This window comes from Rhodanobacter sp. B2A1Ga4 (assembly GCF_018101315.1).
Lineage (GTDB): Bacteria > Pseudomonadota > Gammaproteobacteria > Xanthomonadales > Rhodanobacteraceae > Rhodanobacter > Rhodanobacter thiooxydans_A.
Genome location: NZ_JADBJR010000001.1, coordinates 1,220,773 through 1,238,869 on the forward strand (window position 1 = coordinate 1,220,773; position 18,097 = coordinate 1,238,869).

Genomic DNA, 18,097 nt, shown 5'->3' on the forward strand with positions numbered 1-18,097 from the left:
CAGCGCAAACCGCCCTCGCCTACAATGCGGAATCCCCCGCACCCGGATCACCCCATGCCCCGCCTGCGCGTCAAACGCTACCTGCTCACCGGCCTGCTCACCTTCCTCCCGCTGTGGGTGACCTGGCTGGTGTTCAAGTTCGTGCTCGGCCTGCTGGCCGGGATCGGCGCGCCGCTGGTGGAGGCGCTGTTGAACGGGCTGGCGCTGGTGGCGCCGCACGCGGCCGAGTCGCTGAAGATGGAGTGGCTGACCTTCATCGTGGCGCTGCTGGTGACGCTGCTGGCGCTGTACCTGCTCGGTTTCATCGCCAACCGGGTGATCGGCCAGCGCTTCCTCGACGCGTTCGACGCGCTGCTGGCGCGCATCCCGCTGGTGCAGACGATCTACGGCGGCACCAAGAAGCTGATGGCGGTGCTGCAGAACAAGCCCAGCGGCATGCAGCGCGTGGTGCTGATCGATTTTCCGCGCCGCGGCATGAAGGTGGTGGGCTTCGTCACCCGGGTTATGGTGGAGGAAGGCAGCGGTCGCGAGATGGCGGCGGTGTATATCCCGACTACGCCGAATCCCACGGGCGGCTACCTGGAACTGGTGCCGGTGGATGAGCTGACGCCGACCGACTGGACGATGGACCAGGCGATGGCGTTCATCATTTCCGGCGGCGCGGTGGCACCGGATACGTTGCCCGCTTCGCCGGCGCTGCTGCGCCGCGATGAAAGCGGAAACCAGGCATGAATCTGCGTTGCGTCCTGTGGTCCGCCCTGCTCGGCGTGGTGTCGCTGAGCGTCCACGCCACCAGCCCCGCCACCACCGACTGGACCACCCCGGCCGAGGCCGCGCAGTTCCGCACCACGCCGAGTTACGCCGACACGCTGGCCTACCTTGAGCGGCTGCAGCGCGCGGCGCCGGGCGTGATCCGGCTGGAAACCTTCGGCACCACGCCGCAGGGGCGGCCGATGACGGTGGTGATCGCCAGCGCCGGCGGCACGTTCGACCCGGCCGCCGCGCGCGCCGCGCACAAGCCGGTGGTGCTGCTGCAGGCTGGCATCCACCCCGGCGAGATCGAGGGCAAGGACGCCGGGCTGATGCTGCTGCGCGATATCGCGGTCAGCGGCAAGGTCCCGCACCTGCTCGACCATGTGGTGCTGGTGTACATCCCGGTGTTCAGCGTGGACGGCCACGAGAACTCCTCGCCGTACCACCGCATCAACCAGAACGGCCCGGCCAGCATGGGCTTCCGCGGCCAGTCGCAATACCTCAACCTCAACCGCGACTACGTCAAGGCCGATGCGCCGGAGATGCGCGCGTGGCTGAAGCTGTGGCAGAAGTGGCTGCCGGATTTCCTGATCGACGTGCACACCACCGACGGCGCCGACTACCAGTACGACCTCACCTGGTACACCGAGGACCCGCACAAGCTCGACCCGGCGGTAAGCACGTGGCAGCACGACGCGATCGTCAATCACGCGCTGCCCGCGTATGAAAAGCGCGGCCACCTCGCCTCGATCTACCTGGAGTTCAAGGACGGCCGCGACCCGCGCAAGGGCATCGTGAACTTCGGCTCCGGCCCGCGCTTCTCCACCGGCTACGCGGCACTGCAGAACCGCCCTGCGCTGCTGATCGAAACGCACATGCTCAAACCCTACGCCGACCGCGTGCGAGCCGTGTACGACCTGGTCGAGCTGATGCTGGAACAGATCGGCGCACAGCCGGCCGCCCTGCTCGCGGCCACCGCGAAGGCGGACGCCGACACCATCGCCCGCGCCGGCGAGGCGAACGCGCGGGTGGCGCTGAACTTCAAGCCCGATCCGCAAGCGACGAAGTTCGAACTCAAGGGCTACGCCTTCACGCTGAGCCACAGCGACATTTCCGGCAGCGAGTGGATCCATTACGACCCGCACGCGCCGAAGAACTACACCATCGACAACTGGAACGGCCTGCTGCCGGACCTGTCGGTCGCCCCGCCCGCTGCCTATGCGGTGCCGGCGCAGTGGACGACGGTCATCGACCGGCTTGATGCCCACGGCATCGCCTACCGCCGCACCGAGCGCCCGTTGACGATCCGCGCCGAGGGCTACCAGCTGGACGACCCGAAGTGGGCCAGCCAGCCGTTCGAGGGCCACCTGATGCTGCGCGACTTCAACCTGCACGCCGTGCCGCGTGAAGTGACCCTGCCGGCCGGTTCGGCGATCGTGCCGCTGGACCAGCGCGCGGCCAACGTGGCGATCGAATTGCTGGAGCCGCAGGCGCCGGACTCGCTGCTGCGCTGGGGCTATCTCGACGCAGTGTTCGAGGCCAAGGAGTACGGCGAGCCGCGTGTGGTCGAGCAGCTGGCGCGCGAGATGCTGGCGAAGGACCCCGCGCTGAAGGCTGCGTTCGAACGGAAGCTGCACGACGATCCTGCCTTCGCCGCCAACCCGCGCGCGCGGCTGGCGTTCTTCTTCGAGCGCTCACCCTGGTACGCCGCCCAGCGCGTCGGCGCCTACCCGGTACTGCGCCTGGACGCGGCGGCGTGGCGGCAACTGGCACCCTTGGCACCCGCTCCCGACCTGCCGCAACCCTGACCTTTGACACTGTGCCACCCATGACGTTTGGCCTAGCGTGAACGGCCATGCCCGCGTTCCGGGGGGGACCCGACGGCGCGGCCAGACGACACCACCCATCATTCACAGAGGGATATCCATGACCAAGCAGTTTCTGAAGCCACTGGCGCTGGCGCTGGCCGTCAGCCTGGCGTTGACCGCCTGCGGCAAGCACGAGGCAGCCAGCACCGCCCCGGCGCCGGCCAGCACCGCACCGGCCGCCGCCAGCACCACTGCCGCCGCCGACCTCGGCAAGAGCATCTTCGACGTCAGCGAGCTGGGCGACAGCGCGCAGGCGTGCCAGGACTTCAACAGCTTCGTCAATGCCAAGTGGGTCAAGGCCAACCCGATCCCGGCCGACCAGACCGTGTGGGGCGCCTTCAGCCTGCTGCACGAGAAGAGCCTGGCCGACCAGCACCAGCTGGTGGACGACGCGGTGAAGAACGCCGACGCGGCCAAGGCCGGTTCGATCGAGCAGAAGATCGGCTGGCTGTACCACTCCAGCATGGACATGGACGCGCGCAACAAGGCCGGCTTCGACCCGATCAAGGCCGACCTCGCCGGCATCGACGCGCTGAAGTCGAACAAGGACCTGCCGGCATGGCTGGGCCAGTCCTTCGCCAAGGGCGACGGCGCGGTGTTCGCCTTCGGCTCGGGCGCCGACTACAAGGACGCCAAGGTACAGATCGCCTACACCGAGCAGAGCGGGCTTGGCCTGCCCACCACCGACTACTACACCGACGCCAAGTACAAGGACATCCGCGACAGCTACGTCAAGTACCTGGCCAAGCTGTTCGAGATGACTGGCAGCAGCGCCGACGACGCCGCCAAGCAGGCCGCGCTGGCGATGAAGTTCGAGACCGACCTGGCGCAGCACTCCATCCCGCGCGTGGAAATGCGCAAGCCGGAAAACCAGTACCACTTCGCGACCGTCGCCGAGGCGAACAAGGTCACCCCGCACTTCGACTGGAACACGTTCTTCAAGTCGCAAGGCGTCACCGTCGACAAGGGCTTCTCGCTGTCGCAGCCGAAGTTCTTCGCCGAGTTCGACAAGCTGGTCGCCAGCGCGCCGATGGACGAATGGAAGGCCTACCTGAAGGCGCACACCATCTCCAACGCCGCCACCGCCCTGTCCGAGCCGTTCGTGGACGCGCAGTTCGATTTCTACGGCAAGACCCTGCGCGGCCAGCCGGAACAGCAGCCGCAGTGGAAGCGTTCGCTGACTGCGGTCAACGGCGCGATGGGCCAGGCGCTGGGCCAGCTCTACGTAGCCAAGTACTTCACCCCCGAGGCCAAGGCCCGCGCGGAAGAGCTGGTCACCAACGTGCGCGACGCGCTGAAGACGCGCATCCAGAACCTCGACTGGATGAGCGAGGAGACCAAGGCCAAGGCGCTGGACAAGTGGTCCAAGTTCCTGCCCAAGATCGGCTACCCGGAACACTGGCGCAGCTGGGACGGCCTGAGCATCAGCAAGGACGGCTACTACGCCAACATGCAGGCGGCCAGCAAGTTCAACTACGAGTACGACATCGCCAAGATCGGCAAGCCGACCGACCGCCAGGAATGGGGCATGACCCCGCAGACGGTCAATGCGTACTACAACCCGACCGACAACACGATCAACTTCCCGGCCGCGATCCTGCAGCCGCCGTTCTTCAATGCCAAGGCGGATGATGCGATCAACTACGGCGGCATCGGCGCGGTGATCGGCCACGAGGCCAGCCATGGCTTCGACGACCAGGGCAGCCAGTTCGACGGCGACGGCAACAACGTCAACTGGTGGACCGACGCGGACAAGAAGAAGTTCGAGGCGCGCACCGGCAAGCTGGTCGACCAGTTCAACAACTACGCGCCGTTGGCCGACCACCCCGAGCTGCATGTCAACGGCACGCTGACCCTGGGCGAGAACATCGCCGACCTGGGCGGCCTGAACATCGCCTATGACGCGCTGCAGACCGCACTGAAGAAGAACCCGGCCGAAGCCGACAAGAAGATCGACGGCTACAGCGAAGACCAGCGCTTCTTCCTCAACTGGGCCCGCGTGTGGCGCGGCGATATCCGCGAAAAGGCGCAGATGGTCTATCTGAACGCCGATCCGCATTCGCCGATGAAGTTCCGCGCGATGGGCGCGCCGTCGAACATGCCGACCTTCGCCAGTGCGTTCCGGTGCAAGCCGGGCGACGCGATGGTGCGTGCGGACGACAAGCAAGTGAAGATCTGGTAAGTCCGTGGCCGTCGCGGCTTCGGCCGCGGCGGTCAGCCTGCCAGCCCGGAAACGCCGCGCCCGTGCGCGGCGTTTTCCGTTTCGGCGTCGACGGATTCCACGGCGGCAGCAAGACCGGTGCCAGCGTCCGCCCTCCGCGGCGGCGGCGCAACGGTTCCCAGCGCGCGCCATGGGGCGGATAATCGTCGGCCCTTGATGCAAGACGGCCGAAACATGTTTGTCCCTGGTCAACGCTGGATCTCCTCCGCCGAACCCGAGCTGGGCCTCGGTACCGTGCTGCGCGTCGAAGGGCGCGGCGTGCAGGTGCTGTTCGCCAGGGCTGGCGTGCTGCGCCCGTACGCGGTCGACTCGGCGCCGCTGGTGCGCGCCGAGTTCCGCGCCGGCCAGCGCGTCGCCGGCAAGGGCATCGCGTTCCTGGTGGAACGGGTGGAGATCCGCGACGACCTGCTGATCTACCGCGGCGAAGGCCGCGAACTGCACGAAGGCCAGCTCGACGACGAGCAGAGCGTGAGCCAGGCCGACGACCGCCTGGTCGGCGGCCGCACCGATGCCGTGGCGCAGTTCGAGCTGCGCCTGGAAGGGCTAAAGCGGCGTGCCGAGGCACGCCGTTCGCCGATGTGGGGCTTAGGCGCGGCACGGATTGGACTGGTGCCGCACCAGCTGCGCGTGGCCGGCATCGCCGCCGCCCGGCGCCCGCCGCGGGTGCTGCTGGCCGATGAGGTGGGCCTGGGCAAGACCATCGAGGCGGGCATGATCATCGCGCGCCAGCTCGCCACCGGCCGCGCCTCGCGCGTGCTGCTGCTGTTGCCCGACACGCTGGTCTACCAGTGGTTCGTGGAGATGTTGCGCCGCTTCAACCTGAGCTTCGCGATCTACGATGAGGAACGCTGCGAGGCGCTGGAGCAATCCGGCGACGCCGGCAATCCGTTCGAGGACGAACAACTGGTGATCGCCGACTTCGGCTTCCTGGAAAGCTCGCCGAAGTACGCGCGGCAGTTGCTGGACGCGCCGTGGGATCTGCTGGTGGTGGACGAGGCGCATCATCTGGCGTGGTCGCCGGAAGCCGCCAGCCCGCGCTACACGATGGTGGAGCAGCTGGCCGCGGCGATCCCCGGCGTGATCCTGCTCACCGCCACCCCGGAACAGCTCGGCCGCAGCGGCCACTTCGCCCGCCTGCGCCTGCTCGATCCGCAGCGCTACCATGATCTGGACGGCTATCTGGCCGAGGCGGACAGCTACCTGGCGCTGTCGAAGATCGCCGACCGCCTGCTCGATGGCCAGCCACTCGACGACACGCAGCGCGCCGCCCTGACCGCGGCCTTCCACGGCGACCAGGCACTCAGCGCCCGGCTGGCCGAGCCGACCAAACCGGGCAACGCACGCGAGCTGCTGGCCGCGCTGATCGACCGCCACGGCACCGGCCGCGCGATGTTCCGCAACAACCGCGCCGGCGTCGGCGGCTTCCCGCAGCGCCGGCCCGAATGGCACCTGCTGCCGATGGCTACGGTCGACGACAGCACGCGCCAGGCGCTGCTGGCCGAATTCCACGCCGACATCCAGCAGCCGTCGCCGCTGATCGAGGTCGACTACGCCGCCGACCCGCGCATCGACACCCTGATCGCCCTGCTCGATCGGCACCCGCAGGACAAGTTCCTGCTGATCTGCCGCAGCCAGGCCAAGGTGCTGGCGCTGGAGGAAGCGCTGCGCACGCGCAGCGGCGTCGGCGTGGCGCGTTTCCACGAAGGCCTCAGCATCGTGCAGCGCGACCGCAACGCCGCGTATTTCGCCCAGCCCGACGGCGCGCGCTTGCTGCTGTGCTCGGAGATCGGCTCGGAAGGCCGCAACTTCCAGTTCGCGCACCGGCTGGTGCTGTGGGACCTGCCGCTGGACCCGGACCTGCTGGAACAGCGCATCGGCCGGCTCGACCGGATCGGCCAGAAGCACGACATCGCGATCCACATCCTCGCCGTGGCCGACAGCGCCCAGCACGTGCTGGCGCGCTGGTACGACGAGGGCGTCGACGCGTTCCGCATGAGCCCGGCCGACGGCCGTGAACTGCTGCGCCGCTACGGCGAGCCGCTGACCCTGCTGGCCGACGAACACGCCCGCGGCGACGACAACCGCGACCAGGAGCTGGACGCGCTGCTGGCCGAGACCCACGCCAGCCACGAGCAGATGGCGCAGCTGATCCGCGGCGGCCGCGACCACCTGCTGGAACTGGCCGCCAGCCGCGACCTGCACGCCGACGAGCTGCAGCAGGCGTTCGCCCGCGAAGACCACGATCCGGGCCGCGACGCCTTCGTGCAACGCCTGCTGGAGGCGTTCGGCATCCATGCCGAGGAGCTCGGCGGCCAGGTGCTGCTGCTCGACCCGCAATACCTGTCCACCGACGCCCTGCCCGGCTTTGCCGAAGGCCCGCAGTCGGTGACCTTCGCGCGCGAGGTGGCACTATCGCGCGAGGAGCTGCCGCTGCTGCGGCTGGACCATCCGCTGGTCGCCGGCGCCATGGACCTGGCGCTGTCCGGCGAACAGGGCAATGCCGCCTTCATGGTCGACGACGTGCTGCCGCCGCGCACCGCGCTGCTGCAGGCGGTGTTCCTGCTCGAATGCGTGGCCGACCGGAAACTCGACGCCGAACGCTTCCTGCCGGTGCTGCCGATCGCAGTCACCGTCGACACCCGGCTGGCCGAGCGCGCCGACTTCGCGCCCAGCGAGATCGCCCTGCGCAAGGCCGGCGACCGCAACATCGAAGTGGCGCGCTACCGCAAATTCCTCGCCAAGCTGGTGCCGCCGATGCTGGAGCGCGCCGAGGCGCTGGCCGGCACGCGCGGCCAGGCACGCATCGACGAGGCGGTGGAGCTGGCCACGCAGACGCTGGATGCGGAGCTGTCACGCCTGCTGGCGCTGCGTGCAGTGAACCCGTCGGTCAGCGCGGCGGAAATCGCCGCCATCGCCGCCGAGCGCACCGCCCTGCTGGCCGCGCTGCCGCAGTCGCGGCTGCGGCTGGACGCGGTGCGCTTCGTGGTCAGCGCGGACTTCCTGGCGCTGCGCTGAAGCCCACCCTTCCCCGTGTACGGGGAAGGTCTGCGGCGCCCCTCAGCTCAAGCCGACGCCATGCGCATGCGCTGCTCGATGCCGCCCACGCGGTAGCCCACCGTCAGCAGCGCCAGCCAGATCACGCCCACATACAGCGCCACACGGGTGTCCGCGCTGTAGCCGAGCATCACCAGCACGAACGCCAGAAACGCCAGGCAGACCACGCTGCTCAGCGGAAACCAGCGCAAGCGGAAAGCCAGCGGCGACGGCTGCTGGCGGCGGAAGCGCCAGTGCGCCACCAGCACCATGCCCCAGGTCCACACCGTGTTGAAGGCGAGGATCGACATCATCATGCCGAAGATGCGCCCGGGCACCAGGTAGTTCATCAGCACGCCGAACAGCAGGAACACCAGCGTCACCAACACCCCGCGCACCGGCACGCCCTGCGCACTCAGCCGCCCCATCGCCATCGGCGCCTGCCCCTTCGTGGCCAGGCTGTGCAGCATGCGGCTGCCGCTGAACATCGTTGAGTTGAAGCTGGACAACGCCGCGGTGATCACCACGAAGTTGATCAGCCCGGCCGCCTGCGGAATGCCCAGCCTGGCGAAGGTGGTGACGAACGGACTGCCCTGCGTGCCCAGCTCGTTCCACGGGTAGATCGCCATGATCACGAACAGCGAGCCGATGTAGAAGATCAGGATGCGCCAGATCACCGAGTTCACCGCGCGCGGGATGGTGCGCTCCGGCTGCGCCGCCTCGGCGGCGGCCACGCCGATCGTCTCGATGCCGCCGAACGAGAACACCAGCACCGGCAGCGCCAGCACCATGCCGGTGACGCCGTTCGGGAACCAGCCGCCATGCGACCACAGGTTGCTGAGGCCGATCGGCTGGCCGCCGTTGCCCCAGCCCAGCCAGATCATCGCGCAGCCGCCGGCGATCATCGCCACCACCGTGAGCACCTTGATCAGCGCGAACCAGAACTCCAGCTCGCCGTAGACCTTCACCGCCATCAGGTTCAGCCCGCCGATCATCGCCACGCTGGCGAACGCCCAGATCCACTGCGGCGACCCCGGAAACCACGCCTTCATGTAGATGCCGACCGCGGTGCTCTCGGCAATGCCCACGCCCATCATCAGGATCCAGTAGTTCCAGCCGGTGAGGTAGCCGGCGAACGGGCCGAGGTACTTGTGCGCGTAGGTGCTGAACGAGCCGGCGATCGGCTCGTGCGCGGCCATCTCGCCCAGCGCGCGCATGATGATGAAGATCATCGTGCCGCCGAACAGGTAGGCGAACAGCAGCGACGGCCCGGCCAGCTGGATCGTGCTGGCGGAGCCGAGGAACAGGCCGGCACCAATGCACATGCCCAGTGCCATGAAGGTGATGTGGCGCGGGGTGAGCTGGCGCTGCAGGGCCTGGGTCATGGGTATGTTCGTGGCGTGGAAGCGCTCAGCGTAACAGGCGCCGCTTTGGCTTCCACGGCAGCCGCCCGCGCCAGTACTGGATCAGCACCAGGCCACCCAGCATGCCGCCGAGATGGGCGAAGTGGGCCACGCCCGGCTCGATCCCGGTCACGCCCATGGTCAGTTCCGCCGCGGCGTAGAGGATCACGAACAGCCACGCCGGCATCGGGATCGGCAGGAAGATCAGCATCACCTTCTCGTGCGGATACAGCATGCCAAACGCCAGCAGCAGGCCGAAGATTGCACCGGACGCGCCCAGCGTGGGCCCGTACTCGGCCGGAGGGAAGAACCACAGCACCGCCAGCTGCAGCAGCGAGGCGACGATCGCGCAGACGAAATAGTAGATGGTGAACTCGCGCGCGCCGAAGGTGCGCTCGATCGCGCCGCCGAACATGTACAGCGCAAGCATGTTGAACATGATGTGGGTGAAGCCGCCATGCATGAACGCGCTGGTGACGATCTGCCACACCCCGAACAGGCCGGAGCCGAGCGGCCACAGCGCGAAATATTGCAGCAGGGGCGGCCCCATCACCTGCTGCAGCAGGAACACCGCCACATTGGCGATCAGCAGGTTGCGGGTAACGGGCGGCAGGTCAAAAGGCATCAGGCAGTTTCCAGGGAATCGAGGACAGCATAACGACGCATCCCGCAGCTGACCGCACCCGCTGACGATCGTTCATCCGCTACGGCCAGCAAAAAGCCGCCTTGCGGCGGCTTGGCGCACCAACCGGCGAGGTCAGGTCAGCCCTTGCTGGCCACCTGCGCCATCGCCTCCGGACGCTTGGCACCGGCGAAACGCTTGGCCCAGTAACCTTCGCTCAGGCTGGAAATCTCCACCGACTTGCCGGCGGACGGCGAATGGATGAAGCGGCCGTTCGAGATGTAGATGCCCACATGCGAGATGCCCCGCTTGCCGTGGGTGTGGAAAAACACCAGGTCGCCCGGCTGCATGTCCGCGCGCTTGACCTTGAGGCCTGCCAGGAACTGCGACGCGGAATTGCTTGGCAACTGCATGCCGACCGCATGGGCGAACACGTAGCGGACGAAACCACTGCAATCGAAACCGGTGGAAGGGTCGCGGCCGCCACGCACATAGCGTGTGTCGCGCAGCTTCATCGCCATCGCGATCAGCGACTTGCGCAGGTCGGTGATGTTCGCGCTGGCAGCGGCCGTGGCGGCATCCTGTTCGTCTGCGGCGGCGACGTCGGCCGACGGTTCCGTCGCGGCAACGGCGAGCACCGCCGCGGCGTCGGGAAGCACGGACTGCGCCAGTGCAGCCGCCGGGTTGAAGACGGGCAGCTGACCCAGCAGTGGCGAATCGAGGTGGGCAACCGGTGAGCTGCCGATGGCGGTGGAAGCAGGGAGGTTCCTGGCTTGAAGCGGACCGGAAACCAGCAGCACGGAGATGAGCGCGGCGGCAGCGGTCAGTTGCTTGATGGGCATGCTGGAAAAAATCCCTTGTTGTTCACAGGATTAGCCGCCCAGCAGAAGCAGACGACGTGACGAAGTAGTGAACTTAACAAGAAGGGGGCGCGTAGTTGTTGGATCGAGGTTAACTGAACCCTATCGTTTCAAAAAACGGAGACGGGGCGCACATTTCATCCAACTATTTGATTTTACTTCGCTTACACCCCTACCGGGGGCTCCGGCCAGTAATACGCGTCCGGATAGGGCCGGCTGCCGAAGATCGCCGTGCCGATCCGCACCTCGGTCGCGCCCTCGGCGATGGCGAGCGGGAAATCACCACTCATGCCCATGGAAAGTCTTGTCAGATCATGGCCTTGTGTCACCGCCTGATGGCGCAGTTCGCGCAGCAGGCGGAAGCAGCCACGTACCTCGGCCGGGTCGGTGGAGTGGATCGCCAGGGTCATCAGGCCACGTACGCGCATGGTGTCGTAGCCGCGCAGCGTATTCAGGAAAGCGGGTAGCTGTTCAGGCGGGAGACCGTATTTGCTGGGCTCGACGGAAGTCTTCACCTGCACCAGCACGTCGATCGCCCGGCCTTCGTGCTGCAGCCGCCGATCCAGCGCCTCGGCCAGCTCCAGCCGGTCCAGCGACTGCACCTCGCTGGCCAGCCGCGCCACGTCTTTCGCCTTGTTGGTCTGCAGGTGGCCGATCATCACCCAGTCGATGTCGCAGTCGGCCAGCGCCGGCGCCTTGTCGCGGATCTCCTGCACCTTGTTCTCGCCGAAGCGGCGCATGCCCAGTGCCACCGCGGCCCGGATCAGCTCCGGGCCGAAGGTCTTGCTGACCGGCAGGATGGCCACCTCGGCCGGGTCACGGCCGGCCTCGCGGCACGCCGCATCGACGCGGCGGCGGACCTGCGCCCAGTTGTCGGCCAGCCAGCCGGTATCCGTGCTCATGGCCCGACGATCGCGCTCAGGCCTTGCCACCCTGCTGGTGATGGCGCGCCACCACCTCGGCCACCACCATGCTGACCTTCTTGCCGGTGGGGATGTGCAGGAACTCGTTGGGGCCGTGCGCGTTGGAATGCGGGCCGAGCACGCCGGTGATCAGGAACTGCGCCTTGGGGAATTTTTCGCCAAGCATGCCCATGAACGGGATGCTGCCGCCCTCGCCCATGTAGGTGGCTGGCGCGCCGAAATAGTGCTGCGAGGCGTCGGCCACCGCCTGCTCCAGCCATGGCGACAGCGCCGGCGCGTTCCAGCCCGAGCCGTCCTTTTCCAGGGTGAAAGTGACCTTGGCGCCGTACGGCGGGTCCTTCTCCAGCAATTGCTTGACGAACTCGCCGGCCTTGGCGCCGTTCAGCGTGGGCGGCACGCGCAGGCTCAGCTTCACCGCGGTGAACGGGCGCAGCACGTTGCCGGCGCTTTCCAGCGGCGGGATGCCGCCGATGCCGGTGACCGCCAGCTGCGGGCGCCAGGTGCGGTTGAGCACCAGTTCGGCCAGGTCTTTCGTGACCGGCTGCATGCCCTCGGTCCACGGGAACTTGCTGTAGATGTCGTCGCCCAGCACCTCGGCCGAGAGCTTGGCTTGCTCGACGCGCTGTTGCGGAATGTCGACGTACAGCTCCTTCGGCTTGATCGTGCCGGTGGCCGGATCTTCCAGCCGCGTCAGCAACTCGCGCAGGATGCGGAAGCTCGACGGCACCACGCCGGAGGCGTCGCCCGAGTGCACGCCCTCTTCCAGCACCTGCACGGTGAGGTTGCCGCCGGTCATGCCGCGCAGGGACGTGGTCAACCACAGCTGGTCGTAGTTGCCGCAGCCCGAATCCAGGCACACCACCAGCGACGGGCTGCCGATGCGGTCGGCCAGGTGGTCGACGTAGAACGGCAGATCGTAGCTGCCCGATTCCTCGCAGGCCTCGATCATCACCACGCAGCGCGCGTGCGGAATGCCCTGCTCGTGCAGCGCCAGCAGCGCGGCCAGCGAGCCGAAGATCGCATAGCCGTCGTCGGCGCCACCGCGGCCGTACAGCTTGTCGCCCTTGAGCACCGGTGTCCACGGGCCGAGGCCCTCGGCCCAGCCGGTCATCTCCGGCTGCTTGTCGAGGTGGCCGTAAAGCATCACGGTGTCGTCTCCCTGGCCCGGCACTTCGATGTAGATCAGCGGCGTACGTCCTTCCAGCCGCACCACTTCCAGCGTGGCACCGGGCAACTGGGCGAGCTTGGAGCGCGCCCAGGTTTCCATCAGCTTGACCGCCGCATCCATGTAGCCGTGCGCCACCCAGTCCTTGTCGAACATCGGCGACTTGTTGGGGATACGGATGTATTCGACCAGCTGCGGCACGATCTCGTCGTCCCACAGGCCACCGACGAAGCGGGAAAGGCGGGCAGTATCCATGGCTCACTCCATCAGGCGAACAAGATCGGCATTGTAACAGCGCGCCTCCACTGCACCGACACGCGACCGGAAGCCGCCCACAGGCGAAAGCGCCCGGCGCGCACACCAACCCTGCGGCGTCTCCCACTGCGTGGCCCTTCGCCGCGGCGGCATAGTGCGCCGGCGGCACCTGGATGCCGTCATCCATCGCCCAAGGAGAAAGGCCATGTTCAACAAACTCGCCGCTGTCGCCCTTGCACTCGCCCTGGCCATGCCGGGGCTGCTGCTCGCTGCCACGCCGGTCAACATCAACCAGGCCGACGCGGCCGCCATCGCCAAGTCGTTGGACGGCATCGGCCCGGCCAGGGCCGAGGCGATCGTGGCTTGGCGCGAAGCCCACGGCCCGTTCAAGAAGGCCGACGACCTCAAGCACGTCAAGGGCATCGGCAAGGCCACGATCGAGCGCAACCGGGCCGCCATCCTGCTCAGCGACGATGCTGCCGCCGCTACGGACGCCCCCGTCAGGACGGCGCACAAGAGCAAGAAGGCCGCCGTGGCAGAAGCCGCCGTCGAGGAATAACCGGCGGGCGAGCTACCGTCGGCAGGGAACCCGGCGGCGTGGCCCACGGCGGGCCGCGCCGCTTGCGCTACACTCGCGCGCCCCTTCCTCCCTCATGCCGCCATGATCCTGCCGCGCTACCACATCGCCGCCTCCGCCATCCGTGGCGCCGGCAACGGCCTGTTCCTCGACGAAGCCGTGGCGGCGGGGTGCATCATCACCGCGCCGGACGGCATCGAGCAGACCTTCCGCTACGCCGACATCATGGCTTCATCGGAGCTTCGCGCGCAGTTCCACGCCAGCGCGCGCTGGTTCGAGGACCGCTACACGCTGTCGCCGGACTGGCCTGACGAGTGCTACATCAACCACAGTTTCACGCCGAACGGGCTGTGGCACCTGGGTTTCGTGTTTGCCCTGGCCGAGCTGCCCGCCGGCAGCGAGATCACCGTGGACTACCGGCACCTGCTGCCGCCCGGCCAGGCCGAGGATTTTGTCGATTCGGTCACAGGTGAGACAATCGCCGGATTGTCCTGGCAGGAGAGCCTTGCCAGCAGCACCCACGCACTGGCTGAACTGCTGGCTGCCGCCCACCGTTGACCGTGATGTTCGATATTCCAACCATTGAAACGGCGCGCCTGCGCCTCACCGCACTCACCGAGCGGCATTTCGACGACTACGCCGCCATGCTGGCCGACCCGGACAGCACGCGCTGGATCGGCGACGGTGAACCGCTGGACCGCACCAACGCCTGGCGTTCGCTGGCGATGCTGCTGGGTCACTGGCAGCTGCGCGGCTTCGGCATGTGGGCGCTGGAGCTGAAAGGCAGCGGTGAGTTCATCGGCCGCGCCGGCCTGATGTACCCCGACGGCTGGCCGGACCTGGAGATGGGCTGGATGCTCAAACCCGAGCACCGCCACCACGGCTACGCCACCGAGGCGGGCACTGCCGTGCTCGAATTCGCCTGGAACCAGCTGCATGCCCAGCGCGTGATCAGCCTGGTGCGGATTGGCAACGAGGCCTCCGACCGGGTCGCCGCGCGGCTCGGCGGCGAGCACATCGAGGATATGGATTTCTACGGCAGCCACAGCCACGTGTTCGCCTACTACCCGCCGCATCGCGAGCACCGCCGCGCCTACGGCTAGGCATGCCTGACCAGGCTCGGCACGTCCCGACCCCGGCGAATGGCAGAAGGCGCAACGCGCCCTCTGCCACAACCCGTCAGATGGCCAGCGGCAAGCCGCTGCCGGCCCGCGATGACGACAGCGAACGCGCCACCTCGGCCAGCGCGAACAACCGCGCCACGCGAACCCAGCCGATCACCAGCACCACCAGCTGCGCCAGCAGCACCGCCAGCACCAGGCCGGTAAACCCGATGGCAGGGGTGTGCACGCGCCCGATCCCCAGCGCCAGTGCAATCGTGTAGCCGACCACGCTGATCAGCACGTAGCTGATCAAGGTGCTGAACGGGCGGCGCAGCAACTGCATGAAGCCGCGACCGAAGGCGCGCGTGGCCGAACGCAGTCCCGTATCGGCAATGAACGCGGCCCGACCCGACTCGACAATCGCCTGCGCCAGCACGAACAGCACGCCCGCGACGAACAGGGCCAGGTGCGAGGCACGGTCGGCTTCCGATTCCAGTACCGCCTTGTCACTGACGCCATCGGCCATGTGCAGCGCGACGCCGATCAGGGCGCCCATTGCCGCGTACGGCAGGATCGACCACAGCATCAGGCGGAACATGCGGCCGTACTCGACGATGCCGCACTGAAGCAGGTGGCTGAAGCCCAGCGCACGGCCGGCACGGCCGGCCCCCACCACCATGCCGTTGAGAAACGGCAACAGCAGCAGCGTCAGCAACATGCCCAGCAGGGCAAGGCCATTGAACCAGCTGGAAAGCTGCAACGTCGACATGACGTCGCCGACCATCGTTGCGCTGAAGCGCGTGGCCCACGCCTGCGCGTGGATGGAGTGGTCAAGCGCGCCACTCAGTGCGCGCCAGATCGGCAGGCTGACCACGGCGGTCGGCAACAGCAGCAGCAGCACCCAGAGCAACAGCAGGCGCCATTGCATGGCGGCGAAAGGCGCACGCATCACGGCAGCGGAATCCACGCGGCGGGACATACGTCCAGTCTTCATCACAGTGACCCCACCAGGGCATAGAACGTCTGAAAGAAGGAAGCCAGATCTGCGCTCCACCGACGCGAGGCGCTGCCATCGGCCTTGATGGTCCGGCTGTCGTTGATGCTGTTTGCATCCAGGTAGATCTTCTGACCGGGATCGACCGTGGCCGACACCGCCTTCACCGGCCTGGTGAAGGTGAAACGCTTCCAGCGACTGGCGTCATCCCAGTGCACCGTCTCGCTGCTGTCGTCGGCAAACTTGATCAGCACGGTGCGCGGCACCGCGGCACCGGTGCGGCGCACCGTGATCGTCGACTGCCACGGATACGGGCCACCGTATTTGGCATCCTTGTGCGCCTTCTTCCAGGCGGCGCGCGCGTCGTCGATCTGCTTGTCGATGTCCTTGTCGGTCAGCGTGATGCGCTTGCCGTCGCGCACCTCGGTACCCGTGCGCGGCACCTGCTCCTCATTGTCGATCGAAACCACGCTGGCATCGATCTTGTCGGTGCCATAGACCTGCGAGGCGAAGATCGCATGCACCAGCTCCGGCTTGCCGGAGCCCTCGGCCAGTGCGTCGCGCAGGTCGGCGGCGTCGGGGTGGCGGAACTTCCAGCGTTCGTAGTACAGCTTCATCGCCTTGCTCATCGCCTCGTGCCCAAGCAGGTTTTCCAGCGTGCGCATGGTCGCGGCCGTGCGCGCGTAGACCGAGCCGTAGCTGCTGCTGGACATGCGATCCCACGAATTGGCATCGAGCGAGTCGGCCGGCGTGCCGATGCCCAGCACGCCACTGAGCCGTTCCGCCTCGAACGGGTTCACGCTCGGCGTGATGCCCAGCCGCTTCAAGAGCGGCGTGGTGGCAAAGATGTCCTGCTTGCGATCGACCAGCATGCGATCGTCCCAGTACTCGTTCATGCCCTCGTCGAGCATCGGCTCCTCGAATTCGTTCGAGCCGAGGATGCCCATGAAATAACCATGGCCGAACTCGTGGATGGTGACGAAATCGATCATGTACTGGCTGATCGTGTCCGGCGTGACCTTGTTCATGCCATCGGCCGTGAAGAAGGTCGGGTACTCCATGCCGCCCGCTTCACTGGCGTTGTAGGGCGGCACCACGGCGGTGACCGTGCGGTAGGGATACGGCCCCAGCGTGTCGGAGAAATAGGTCAGCGAATCGGTGGTGGCCTTGAGCACCGGCTGCGCGCTGGCCTCGTACTCGGGCGGGTAGATCACCTGCACGACGACGGTGGGGCTGCCCGGCCCGGTCCAGCTGGTGCGCTGCACCTTGTAGCCCGGCGCCGCGATCCAGGCGAAATCCTCCACATCGGTCTGCACGAAACGGTGGGTGACCTTGTCGCCGTCCTGCACCGGCGCGCCCTGCTCTTCGCCCACCGCGCCCACGGTGTAGCCCTTGGGCACCGTCAGCTTGACGTCGTAATTGCCGTAATCGGCATAGAACTCGCTGTGGAAGTGGAACTCGTGCGCGTTCCAGCGCGGCGCCGTGGCACCACGCTCGCCGGGCAGTTCCAGCACGGCAATCTTCGGGAACCACTGCGCGACCAGATGGAAATCGCCGAACCAGCCGGTGCGCTCGACCACGCGCGGCAACTGGTCGTGGAAGTCGATATCCAGGCTCAGCGTGCCTTGCGCCGGCACCGCCTGCGGCAGGTCCAGCTCGACCACGGTCTTGTCGGTCTTCGGGCCGCCATCGGGCTGCACGAAGCGCCAGCGCACGTCCTGGCCGCCCTGCTGCACCTTGTTCAACTCGATGTAGCCCCACTCGCCCTTCTTCAGGCTGGCGTTGCCGCGCGAATGACCGCTGCCGGAGAACAGGCGCCGCTCGGTGAAGAACGTGCTGCCCGGGCCTTCGAACGCATTGAGGTAAAGATGCAGGTAGATTTTCCTGACCGGCTGGTTGCTGCGGTTGCGCCAGGTCATGGTCTGCCTGCCGTCGACCGTGTGCGTGGCCGGGTCCAGCGTGGCCTGGATGGTGTAGCTCACCACCTGGTCGGACAGCGTGGCCGGATGATCGCCGCGCGGGCCACCCCACGCATCCGGTGCACTGGGCACCTGGAAATTCGCCGCATTCGCCGCGGCCAGCGGAATGTCGGCAACCACCGGACTGGCGCTGGCCGGAGCCATGGCCTGGACGGCCGGCACGTTGGTCGTCGTACTTGCCGACGTCGGCGTCTGCGCCGATGTCATTCCCGGCAATACCGCAACCGACAAGGTCACGGCACACAGGTACCTCCACTTGCGTGCAATCAGCCGCATGTTTGTCACTCCCCTGGACAAGCCCCACAGGGTGCGCCCACGCGACCCGCAAGGCATAGGCCATT

Annotated in this window: 14 protein-coding genes; 7 read left to right on the forward strand and 7 right to left on the reverse strand. The window is 67.3% G+C overall.

Going from position 1 to position 18,097, the window contains the following annotated elements; genetic code table 11:
- The first annotated feature begins 54 nt into the window (after window positions 1–54).
- The 4 genes from IMW82_RS05735 to rapA all read left to right on the forward strand — a co-directional run bounded on the left by IMW82_RS05735 (window position 55) and on the right by rapA (window position 7,857).
- Window positions 55–732, forward strand: a complete 678-nt coding sequence (locus tag IMW82_RS05735) for a DUF502 domain-containing protein (protein ID WP_108472461.1) — start codon at window positions 55–57, stop codon at window positions 730–732.
- On the forward strand, window positions 729–2,561 hold the full coding sequence (locus tag IMW82_RS05740) for a M14 family metallopeptidase (protein ID WP_108472460.1): 1,833 nt from the start codon (window positions 729–731) through the stop codon (window positions 2,559–2,561). Before IMW82_RS05735 ends, IMW82_RS05740 begins: the two co-directional genes overlap by 4 nt.
- 118 nt (window positions 2,562–2,679) lie before the next feature.
- Window positions 2,680–4,803 carry a M13-type metalloendopeptidase gene (locus IMW82_RS05745; protein ID WP_108472459.1) on the forward strand — a complete coding sequence of 708 codons (2,124 nt, stop codon included), beginning with the start codon at window positions 2,680–2,682 and terminating at the stop codon, window positions 4,801–4,803.
- 213 nt (window positions 4,804–5,016) lie between these two features.
- Entirely contained in the window at window positions 5,017–7,857 is a 2,841-nt protein-coding gene (gene rapA / locus IMW82_RS05750; RefSeq protein WP_211004051.1) for an RNA polymerase-associated protein RapA, read from the forward strand.
- A 47-nt stretch (window positions 7,858–7,904) separates the two neighbouring features.
- Here the strand turns inward: rapA and IMW82_RS05755 are convergent, their stop codons facing one another.
- From IMW82_RS05755 to IMW82_RS05775, 5 genes are all read right to left on the reverse strand, one after another.
- Window positions 7,905–9,260, reverse strand: coding sequence for an amino acid permease (locus IMW82_RS05755; RefSeq protein ID WP_108472457.1), 1,356 nt, complete (start codon window positions 9,258–9,260; stop codon window positions 7,905–7,907).
- A 25-nt stretch (window positions 9,261–9,285) separates the two neighbouring features.
- Window positions 9,286–9,903 carry a rhomboid family intramembrane serine protease gene (locus tag IMW82_RS05760; protein WP_108472456.1) on the reverse strand — a complete coding sequence of 206 codons (618 nt, stop codon included), beginning with the start codon at window positions 9,901–9,903 and terminating at the stop codon, window positions 9,286–9,288.
- A 137-nt stretch (window positions 9,904–10,040) separates the two neighbouring features.
- A complete protein-coding gene (locus IMW82_RS05765) occupies window positions 10,041–10,742 on the reverse strand; it encodes a C40 family peptidase (protein ID WP_108472455.1) in 702 nt (233 codons plus the stop codon).
- 182 nt (window positions 10,743–10,924) lie between these two features.
- Window positions 10,925–11,662 carry a YggS family pyridoxal phosphate-dependent enzyme gene (locus IMW82_RS05770; RefSeq protein ID WP_108472454.1) on the reverse strand — a complete coding sequence of 246 codons (738 nt, stop codon included), beginning with the start codon at window positions 11,660–11,662 and terminating at the stop codon, window positions 10,925–10,927.
- A gap of 16 nt (window positions 11,663–11,678) precedes the next feature.
- Window positions 11,679–13,103: a M20 family metallopeptidase gene (locus tag IMW82_RS05775; RefSeq protein WP_108472453.1), complete on the reverse strand. Its 1,425-nt coding sequence runs from the start codon at window positions 13,101–13,103 to the stop codon at window positions 11,679–11,681.
- 205 nt (window positions 13,104–13,308) lie between these two features.
- Here IMW82_RS05775 and IMW82_RS05780 point away from each other — a divergent pair, with 205 nt between their 5' ends.
- The 3 genes from IMW82_RS05780 (at window position 13,309) to IMW82_RS05790 (ending at window position 14,783) form a co-directional block, all read left to right on the forward strand.
- Entirely contained in the window at window positions 13,309–13,662 is a 354-nt protein-coding gene (locus IMW82_RS05780; protein ID WP_108472452.1) for a helix-hairpin-helix domain-containing protein, read from the forward strand.
- Between the two features lie 102 nt (window positions 13,663–13,764).
- Complete coding sequence (locus IMW82_RS05785; protein WP_108472451.1) at window positions 13,765–14,238, forward strand: SET domain-containing protein; 474 nt, start codon at window positions 13,765–13,767, stop codon at window positions 14,236–14,238.
- 5 nt (window positions 14,239–14,243) lie between these two features.
- Window positions 14,244–14,783 (forward strand): GNAT family N-acetyltransferase, encoded by a 540-nt coding sequence (locus IMW82_RS05790; protein WP_108472450.1) that lies wholly within the window; start codon window positions 14,244–14,246, stop codon window positions 14,781–14,783.
- A gap of 76 nt (window positions 14,784–14,859) precedes the next feature.
- Here IMW82_RS05790 and IMW82_RS05795 read toward each other — a convergent pair whose 3' ends face one another.
- Window positions 14,860–15,732 carry a hypothetical protein gene (locus tag IMW82_RS05795; protein WP_325051470.1) on the reverse strand — a complete coding sequence of 291 codons (873 nt, stop codon included), beginning with the start codon at window positions 15,730–15,732 and terminating at the stop codon, window positions 14,860–14,862.
- A gap of 44 nt (window positions 15,733–15,776) precedes the next feature.
- The gene (locus IMW82_RS05800; protein ID WP_159082209.1) at window positions 15,777–18,032 is read right to left on the reverse strand and encodes a M1 family metallopeptidase; all 2,256 of its coding nucleotides are present in this window, start codon (window positions 18,030–18,032) and stop codon (window positions 15,777–15,779) included.
- Between the last annotated feature and the right edge of the window lie 65 nt (window positions 18,033–18,097).

Coding starts and splice junctions, on each gene's coding strand:
- IMW82_RS05735 (WP_108472461.1), top strand. CDS start 55: ATGCCCCGCCTGCGCGTCAAACGCTACCTGCTCACCGGCCTGCTCACC.
- IMW82_RS05740 (WP_108472460.1), top strand. CDS start 729: ATGAATCTGCGTTGCGTCCTGTGGTCCGCCCTGCTCGGCGTGGTGTCG.
- IMW82_RS05745 (WP_108472459.1), top strand. CDS start 2,680: ATGACCAAGCAGTTTCTGAAGCCACTGGCGCTGGCGCTGGCCGTCAGC.
- rapA (WP_211004051.1), top strand. CDS start 5,017: ATGTTTGTCCCTGGTCAACGCTGGATCTCCTCCGCCGAACCCGAGCTG.
- IMW82_RS05755 (WP_108472457.1), bottom strand. CDS start 9,260: ATGACCCAGGCCCTGCAGCGCCAGCTCACCCCGCGCCACATCACCTTC.
- IMW82_RS05760 (WP_108472456.1), bottom strand. CDS start 9,903: ATGCCTTTTGACCTGCCGCCCGTTACCCGCAACCTGCTGATCGCCAAT.
- IMW82_RS05765 (WP_108472455.1), bottom strand. CDS start 10,742: ATGCCCATCAAGCAACTGACCGCTGCCGCCGCGCTCATCTCCGTGCTG.
- IMW82_RS05770 (WP_108472454.1), bottom strand. CDS start 11,662: ATGAGCACGGATACCGGCTGGCTGGCCGACAACTGGGCGCAGGTCCGC.
- IMW82_RS05775 (WP_108472453.1), bottom strand. CDS start 13,103: ATGGATACTGCCCGCCTTTCCCGCTTCGTCGGTGGCCTGTGGGACGAC.
- IMW82_RS05780 (WP_108472452.1), top strand. CDS start 13,309: ATGTTCAACAAACTCGCCGCTGTCGCCCTTGCACTCGCCCTGGCCATG.
- IMW82_RS05785 (WP_108472451.1), top strand. CDS start 13,765: ATGATCCTGCCGCGCTACCACATCGCCGCCTCCGCCATCCGTGGCGCC.
- IMW82_RS05790 (WP_108472450.1), top strand. CDS start 14,244: ATGTTCGATATTCCAACCATTGAAACGGCGCGCCTGCGCCTCACCGCA.
- IMW82_RS05795 (WP_325051470.1), bottom strand. CDS start 15,732: ATGCGTGCGCCTTTCGCCGCCATGCAATGGCGCCTGCTGTTGCTCTGG.
- IMW82_RS05800 (WP_159082209.1), bottom strand. CDS start 18,032: ATGCGGCTGATTGCACGCAAGTGGAGGTACCTGTGTGCCGTGACCTTG.